General features: G+C 61.6%; 6 protein-coding genes and 1 pseudogene. 6 read left to right on the forward strand and 1 reads right to left on the reverse strand.

Annotation, left to right across the window (positions count from 1 at the left end; genetic code table 11):
- Positions 1-397: 397 nt before the first annotated feature.
- The 6 genes from Q0C38_RS01685 to hemC all read left to right on the forward strand — a co-directional run bounded on the left by Q0C38_RS01685 (position 398) and on the right by hemC (position 7209).
- A complete protein-coding gene (locus tag Q0C38_RS01685) occupies positions 398-1102 on the forward strand; it encodes a B12-binding domain-containing protein (RefSeq protein WP_291295308.1) in 705 nt (234 codons plus the stop codon).
- 145 nt (positions 1103-1247) lie between these two features.
- Positions 1248-2615, forward strand: a complete 1368-nt coding sequence (gene ppsR / locus Q0C38_RS01690) for a transcriptional regulator PpsR (RefSeq protein ID WP_291295309.1) — start codon at positions 1248-1250, stop codon at positions 2613-2615.
- Between the two features lie 14 nt (positions 2616-2629).
- Positions 2630-3535 (forward strand): chlorophyll synthase ChlG, encoded by a 906-nt coding sequence (chlG, locus tag Q0C38_RS01695; protein WP_291295310.1) that lies wholly within the window; start codon positions 2630-2632, stop codon positions 3533-3535.
- Positions 3532-4890, forward strand: a complete 1359-nt coding sequence (locus Q0C38_RS01700; protein ID WP_291295311.1) for a BCD family MFS transporter — start codon at positions 3532-3534, stop codon at positions 4888-4890. The genes chlG and Q0C38_RS01700 overlap by 4 nt, the downstream gene beginning before the upstream one ends.
- Before the next feature lie 17 nt (positions 4891-4907).
- Entirely contained in the window at positions 4908-6107 is a 1200-nt protein-coding gene (locus Q0C38_RS01705) for a geranylgeranyl diphosphate reductase (RefSeq protein WP_291295312.1), read from the forward strand.
- A gap of 61 nt (positions 6108-6168) precedes the next feature.
- Positions 6169-7209, forward strand: a complete 1041-nt coding sequence (gene hemC, locus Q0C38_RS01710; protein WP_408870000.1) for a hydroxymethylbilane synthase — start codon at positions 6169-6171, stop codon at positions 7207-7209.
- 112 nt (positions 7210-7321) lie between these two features.
- Here the strand turns inward: hemC and Q0C38_RS01715 are convergent.
- Positions 7322-7525 (reverse strand): annotated as a pseudogene (locus tag Q0C38_RS01715) (transposase); the annotation flags it as partial.
- Positions 7526-7642 lie beyond the last annotated feature (117 nt).

A 7642-nucleotide genomic window follows, 5' to 3' on the forward strand; every position in this document is an offset into this window, starting at 1 on the left:
CATGATCAGAAGGCTAGTTGTCGAGCGGACAGAGTGTCAAGCGGCATTGACGTAAATCTAACTTGACAGCGGGCGACCGGCGGCGGGAATGTGACAGCAGGAAAACCCGACGGACGTCGTCACAATGGATGCATCTCTCCTCAGCACCAGTCCGGCCTCACAGAGTGGATGTCACCAGGAGGAGTGTGATCGCTCGCAGGGTGCTGAACTAGACCTTGGCACGGCAGTCACTGCGCGGGCCCCAAACTCTGACCCAGTGTTTGGTGACCGCTCCCAGTCATGCGCGGCACAAAGTCCGACGCTGACGACACTGATCGGCCGGCGCTCGTCTCGGCCCGGCGTTACTCTGCAATCACTCGTGGGAGCCGTTGAGGGTCGCGTCACGCCGCTTCTGGTGATGACCCATCGCCGCGTGCATGTGCCGACCGATTATGCGGACGCTGCCGACTGTGTCGTCCTGCTTGCAGAGCTTGCGCTTGCAAGCGACGTCAATGGTGGTGCCAGTCTGATGCGGCAGCTTCAGGCTGATGGGCACACACTTGAGAATCTCTATCTGGATCTTGTGTCAGGTGCAGTGCGCTATCTCGGTCAACTCTGGCATAACGATCAGATAAGCTTCGCGGACGTAACAATTGGAGTTCTCGCTTTGAGGCGGTTGCTGCACGAGTTTGACCGCGCATTCTGTGGTGATGGTGCGCGCCTGGATCCGGCCCGACAAATGCTTTTGATGCCTCGACCGGGTGATCCGCATTCCTTTGCGGTCGACTTGGTGAGTGCCTTTCTGAGACGAGCGGGGTGGAACGTAACGTGTCTCACGTCTGCAATCGAGGGCGATGTTGTCCAGTGTCTCGGCACGCATTGGTATGCCGTGCTCGGAATTTCTGAGAGTTGCAGCGCCCGGATCAACACTCTTGGCTCTTTCATTCGCGCGGCTAGGCGAGCTTCGCAGAATAGGCGTATCCGCGTGATCGTTGGGGGGGCTCCTTTCGCTGCTGATCCCGATCTCGCGATCAGGGTGGGTGCCGACGCGTGTGCCAGTGACGCGCGCCACGCAGCCACGCAAGTAGAGGGCCTGTTCATGATGGCGCGGCGAGAGGGCTGATCAGCGTGGATCTGGACCGAGAAATGTTCGCGAGTTCGGAAGCCGCTTGTCGGCGGAGATTCCGATATGAAGGGCAAGGCGGCACAGTATGAGTTTCAGGGCCCCCAGGACGGCACTAGGAGATCTCGATGCTGAGGCGGCTGCGATGCTCGTTTCAGCCGCAGCAGATATCGCGCTCGTGATTGGTGCAGACGGAACGGTTCTCGACGTTGCTTGCAATACTGATGAAGTCGCCCGCGAGGTGGGGGATGCAAGCGCGTGGCTGGGTCGCCGATGGGTTGAAACCGTAGCAGTCGATAGCCGCGCGAAGATCGTCGATATGTTGGCGCCCAATGCTGACCGTCATGGCCCAGCATGGCGCCATGTGAACCAGATCTCTCCGCGTGGTGGAACGCTACCGATACTTTATTCTACCGTTTGTGTCGGCTCGGATCGTCGGATCGTTGCATTCGGTCGTGATCTTCGTCCGATCGCCGCTCTGCAACAGCGGTTGGTTGACGCTCAGGCATCCCTCGAACGTGACTACACTCGACTTCGGTATGCTGAAACACGGTATCGACTTCTTTTTCGTATGTCGTCTGAACCGGTGCTTGTCGTAGATGCTGATCAAGGGCGTATTGTTGAGATCAACCCAGCAAATGAGCTATTGTTTGGCGGTGTTTCTCGCCCAGAGATCGGCCAGTCATTTGTGGACATTTTCACCCTGGAAGGTCAGCGCGCGGTTGATCTGCTGCTTGCGGGCGTGCGTGCCGCCGGGCGCGCTGACGACGTGAGGGCCGAACTTGCGGCCGATGGCCGTACTGTCGATGTTTCAGCATCTATGTTCCGCCAAGATAACAATACGTTTTTCTTGGTGCGCCTTACGCCAGTTGCCGCTGCCGAGGGGATTGAGGCATCAAATCGGCCAAAATCGAAATTGCTCAAGCTCATCGAAAGCGCACCTGATGGGTTCGTCGTCACAGGTCAGGACGGGCGAATTGTTACCGCGAATAGTGCGTTCCTTGAGATGACCCAACTGGCGACCGAGGAGCAGGCCCGCGGTGAACCGCTTGAGCGTTGGCTTGGTCGGCCAGGTGTGGACCTCGAGGTACTGCTCGCCAACCTTCGTGAGCGTGGCCCTGTGCGCCTCTTTCCAAGCACTCTTCGCGGTGAGTACGGCGCACAAGCGGAAGTCGAGATCTCAGCTGTCTCCGTCATGAACGGGGGCAAGCCTTGTTTCGGCTTTGCAATTCGCGATGTCGGTCCGCGAGTCTCTGCCGAGCTTGGAGCGCGGCGCGAAATGCCCCGTTCAATGCAGCAACTTTCTGAGTTGATCGGCCGCGTGCCGCTGAAGGATCTCGTTCGGGAAGCGACGGACGTGATTGAGCGCCTCTGTATCGAAGCGGCGCTCGAACTGACGAACGACAACCGCGCGTCAGCAGCGGAGATGCTCGGTCTCTCGCGCCAGAGCCTCTATGTGAAGTTACGGCGCTACGGACTGGGCGACCTCTCGTCTAGCTCCGAGTCGGTCTGATGCGGAGGAGCGGAATGATCGCCCTCGTCGACATTTCCGGACCCCGACGGGGCGCGTCGCCAGCTGCTGCACTCGAATTACTGAAGCCTATCACATGGTTCGCACCGATGTGGGCCTTCGGCTGTGGAGTTGTCTCATCCGGAATCTCGCCGGGCGATAAGCTCGGGTTTTTTGCTCTTGGTGTCCTGCTCGCTGGACCCCTCGTGTGTGGAACAAGCCAAGCAGTTAACGACTGGTTCGATCGGCACGTCGATGCGATCAATGAACCGAACCGTCCAATCCCGTCTGGCCGCATCCCAGGAAGATGGGGGCTCTGGATTGCAATCGCCATGAGCGCGCTTTCGCTCGTTGTTGCGGCTCAATTGGGAACATGGGGGTTGTGGGCAACTGTCGCTGGGCTGGCGCTTGCATGGGCGTACAGCGCGCCGCCAATTCGGCTGAAGCGGAACGGCTGGTGGTCTAGTGCGGTCTGTGGCGCCTGCTACGAAGGGCTGCCGTGGATAACCGGCGCGGCCGTCATGATTGGGGGTGCGCCATCTCCTATCGTGTTGGTGGTCGCCGTTCTCTACAGCATCGGCGCACACGGTATCATGACGCTGAACGACTTCAAGGCAGTCGAAGGTGATCGAGCACTCGGGATCGGCTCTCTGCCCGTGAAGCTTGGCATCGAGAGGGCCGCTCGGCTTGCCTGTTGGGTCATGGCGCTTCCGCAGTTCCTCGTTGTTGGGCTGTTGCTCCTGCGCGACGCGCCTCTTCACGCTTGCGTTATTGCCGCGTTGATTGCTCTACAGCTTGTTCTGATGAGTAAGCTTCTGCGAGATCCACGGAAGCTCGCGCCTTGGTACAATGCGACAGGAACGACGCTCTACGTCATTGGCATGCTCGTCGCCGCCCTCGCGATCCGACCGGTGGTTGGATGAGCGCCGCGATCGGAACCGGCGAAGGGCTGGGCTGGCTCGGGATCTTCCGCCTCGGCCTCGTGCAGACGGCGCTTGGCGCGATCGTCGTGCTCACCACTTCGGCAATCAATCGCGTCATGGTGGTCGAACTTGCGCTGCCTGCCACGCTGCCCGGTGTGCTCGTGGCTGTTCACTATGCGGTGCAGATACTGCGCCCGCGGATGGGCTATGGCAGCGACATGGGTGGGCAGCGCACGCCGTGGATTATCGGCGGCATGGCGGTTCTTGCGATCGGCGGCATTGGTGCTGCTGCGGCGACTGCACTGATGGCAAGCGCGCCGACGCTCGGGCTGATGCTCGCGATCGCCGCCTTCCTGCTGATCGGCATTGGCGTTGGCGCTGCAGGAACATCGCTGCTCGTGCTGCTGGCAGCTGTGGTTGCCGAGCGTCGCCGTCCCGCTGCCGCCTCGATCGTCTGGATCATGATGATTGCGGGTTTCGTGGTCACGACCGCGATCGCTGGCCGGCTTCTCGATCCCTATTCGGGCCAGCGGCTGATCGTTGTTGCCTCCGGCGTTTCGGCTCTCGCATTCCTGTTGGCAGTTATTGCAGTCTGGGGGATCGAAGCCCGTCAGGTTCCGCTCCGCAACGCTCTCGTTCAGGCAGGCCCCAGGACACCGTTTCGCCAAGCCCTGGGTGAGGTGTGGGCCGAGCCTGATTCACGGCGCTTCACCGTATTCGTGTTCGTCTCCATGCTCGCGTACAGCGCGCAGGACCTTGTGCTCGAACCCTTCGCTGGACAGGTCTTCGGCCTGTCGCTTGGCGAGACGACATCGCTCGCCTCGATCCAGCATGGCGGGGTACTCGCGGGGATGATCGTGATTGCGATGGTCGGCATCTTCGCCTCCCGCACGCGCTTCGGCACCATGCGCGGCTGGACGATCGGGGGCTGCGCTGCAGCCACGCTAGCGATGCTCATGCTAGTGGTCGCAAGCCAAGTCGGGCCCGGCTGGCCGCTCGGTGCCTCCTTCTTCGTGCTTGGCCTCGCGAACGGCGTATTCGCCGCTGCCGCCATTGCCTCAATGATGCTGATGGTCGGCAAGGGGCGCGAAAGGCGCGAAGGTGTTCGGATGGGCATGTGGGGTGCGGCACAGGCCATCGCGTTCGGCCTTGGCAGCCTTGCTGGCGCCGTGGCGCTGGATCTTGCACGCCTGGCGCTCGCCGAAACGGCGTCCGCCTATGCCGCGGTGTTCCTTGCCGATGCACTGCTATTCGGCATCGCCGGACTGCTCGCGCTGCGGATCGGTGCCTGGCAGCGGCGTTCGGCAGTGACTTTCGGCACATTTCCTCCGGGCAAGCAGGCGGTGGGCGGATGAGTAGGGAAGTCGTAGGGATGGCAGGCAACGAGATCTTCGATGTCGCGGTGATCGGCGGAGGCCCCTCGGGCGCAACTGCGGCGAATGACCTCGCACGGCGAGGACATTCGGTGCTGCTGCTCGACAAGGCCGGGCGAATTAAGCCGTGCGGCGGTGCGATTCCGCCGAAACTCGTCGACGATTTCGGCATCCCGCATGACCTGCTGGTCGCTCGAATCGCCGGTGCGCGTATCATTTCACCGAAGAACCGTTGTGTGGATATGCCGATCGAGGGTGGCTATGTCGGCATGGTCGACCGCGACGTGTTCGATGAGTGGCTGAGGCGGCGTGCGGCGATCAATGGCGCCCAACGCGTCAGCGGTACTTTTGAGCGCGTGCTGAAGGGCGACGGCGGGACCTCGACGGTTCACTACCGCCCTAAGGGCGCAGCCCCCGATGCGCCGGTCGAGGCCGTACGGGCACGGACCGTGATCGGCGCCGACGGCGCGCTGTCGGCGGTCGCGCGCCAATGTGTCAAGGGCGCTGACCGTATGCCCTTCGTGTTTGCCTATCACGAGATCGTCCGTACGCCGGAGACGTTCGACGCCAGCTATGATCCGACGCGCTGCGACGTCTACTACAACGGGAGGATGTCGCCCGATTTCTACTCGTGGATATTTCCGCACGGGCAGACGATGAGCATCGGAACAGGCTCCGCACACAAGGGGTTTTCGCTGCGCGGCGCCGTGGGTGATCTGCGCAGCATCACTGGCCTCGACAATGCCGAGACAATCCGTCGCGAGGGTGCGCCGATCCCGCTGAAGCCGCTGGGGCGCTGGGACGACGGTCGCAACGTGCTGCTTGCAGGGGATGCCGCCGGCGTGGTCGCGCCAGCCTCCGGCGAGGGAATCTACTACGCTATGCTCGGTGGCAGGCTCGCTGCCGATGCGACCGAGGAGTTCCTGCGCTCGGGTGATGCGCGTGCGCTCCGCCAGGCACGGCGACGCTTCATGCGCGTGCATGGGCCAGTGTTCTGGATACTCGGCATCATGCAGACGTACTGGTACGGGAATGACGACCGGCGCGAGAGATTTGTCCGCATTTGTAACGACCGCGATGTCCAGACACTGACGTGGGATGCCTACATGAACAAGGAACTGGTGAAGGCGCGGCCTATCGCGCATGTGCGCATCTTCTTCAAGAACCTCGCCCACCTCACGGGGCTCGCCTCGGCATGAGGCGCGGGTGGGTGTTTGGCTGGGACGCAATGAGCATGATGGGGAAACGGCGTTGAGCACGATGTCAGAGAGCGGCTTCGGTCGCGGTGGAGCAGCTTCCGCACGCGTCATCTCTGAACTGCCTGGCGGGCGGCGCGTCCGCTCGCACGCACGCGCGCTGCCCTTGCGCGTCGGCACGCGCGGTAGCCCGCTCGCGCTTGTGCAGACTCGTGCCTTTCTCGGAATGATAACGAACATATGCCCGGTGCTTTGCGCCGCGAAGGCGTTCGAGGAGCACGCAATCGCCACCTCCGGCGATCTGATTCAGGACCGGCGGCTGGCAGAAATTGGCGGCAAGGGTCTGTTCGCAAAGGAGATCCACGAGGCCCTTCTTGATGGTCGTGTAGACTTTGCCGTGCACTGCATGAAGGATCTCGAGACAAAGCTTCCTCCCGGTCTAGTTCTTGCGTGTTGCCTTCCAAGAGAGGATGAGCGCGACGCACTTGTACTTGGGCCGCGCTGTGGGGCACCAAGTGTCAACGATCCATACGGCGCACTGCCGCACGGTGCGCTTATTGGTACTTCGTCAGTGCGACGGCAGTCGCAACTCCTTGCTGCACGTCCCGATCTGCGCGTTGAAATGTTGCGCGGGAACGTCCAGACGCGCCTAAGAAAGGTCAGCGATGGAACGGTCGACGCGACGCTGTTGGCAGTTGCTGGACTCAGGCGCCTCGGCCTCGAGCATTTGGTGGACGTCGCATTGTCGCCGGAAACGATGGTGCCATCCGCTGGGCAAGGGATTGTGGGCATCACGGTACGCGAGGAGGACGTCGAACTTTGTGAACTGCTGTCTGCGATCGAAGATCCTGCAGCAAGGATTGTTTCGCTCGCCGAGCGGGCACTTCTCGATGCCCTCGATGGGTCATGCCGTACTCCAGTTGGCTCCTATGCGTTCATTCAGGCAGATGGCCAGTTGCGCTTGACCGGTCTGGTCGCAACCGAGGACGGGAGTTTTTGTCTCCGTCGTGTAATGGTTGGTCGAACGTCAGAGGCCGCGCATTTGGGAAAGGAGCTTGGAGAAAGCCTAAAGCGCGACTCGCCTTCGAACATTTTTCAGCCGTGACTCGCGAGACTGTGACTAACGACCGCTAACGCTATCTATGCTTCCGCGGACCTGCAGTTGTCTTTTTATCCAGGGCAGTTAGACCTCTGGCGTGTTGTCCGCCATGTGGCGCGGTGAGAGTGGCGGCGTAGGCCGCGGGTGTGAGGTAGCCCAGCGTCGAATGCGGACGCTGGCCGTTCTGGTCGGCGACCAAGGCCGCGATTTTGGCGCGGGCGTCGTCGAGAACGAAGAACAGCGTCTCGTTCAACAAATCATCGCGCATGCGGCCGTTGAAGCTCTCGACGAAGCCGTTCTGCATTGGCTTGCCGGGCGCGATTGACCCTGCCCCCAGGCTGCCCTCGTTCATAAGCAGGGTCTGTTCTGTCTATGCCCCTGCGTGGGGCGGGTTGCAAAGGCTGCGGGCGTAAGCCCGTTCAGGCTCGTGTGTGGGCGC

The sequence above is a fragment of the Elioraea sp. genome, from assembly GCF_022842375.1.
GTDB lineage: Bacteria > Pseudomonadota > Alphaproteobacteria > Acetobacterales > Acetobacteraceae > Elioraea_A.

Excerpts from the sequence above, each read along its gene's own strand:
- hemC (WP_408870000.1), top strand. The coding sequence starts at position 6,169 with ATGTCAGAGAGCGGCTTCGGTCGCGGTGGAGCAGCTTCCGCACGCGTC.
- Q0C38_RS01705 (WP_291295312.1), top strand. The coding sequence starts at position 4,908 with ATGGCAGGCAACGAGATCTTCGATGTCGCGGTGATCGGCGGAGGCCCC.
- ppsR (WP_291295309.1), top strand. The coding sequence starts at position 1,248 with ATGCTCGTTTCAGCCGCAGCAGATATCGCGCTCGTGATTGGTGCAGAC.
- chlG (WP_291295310.1), top strand. The coding sequence starts at position 2,630 with ATGATCGCCCTCGTCGACATTTCCGGACCCCGACGGGGCGCGTCGCCA.
- Q0C38_RS01700 (WP_291295311.1), top strand. The coding sequence starts at position 3,532 with ATGAGCGCCGCGATCGGAACCGGCGAAGGGCTGGGCTGGCTCGGGATC.
- Q0C38_RS01685 (WP_291295308.1), top strand. The coding sequence starts at position 398 with ATGACCCATCGCCGCGTGCATGTGCCGACCGATTATGCGGACGCTGCC.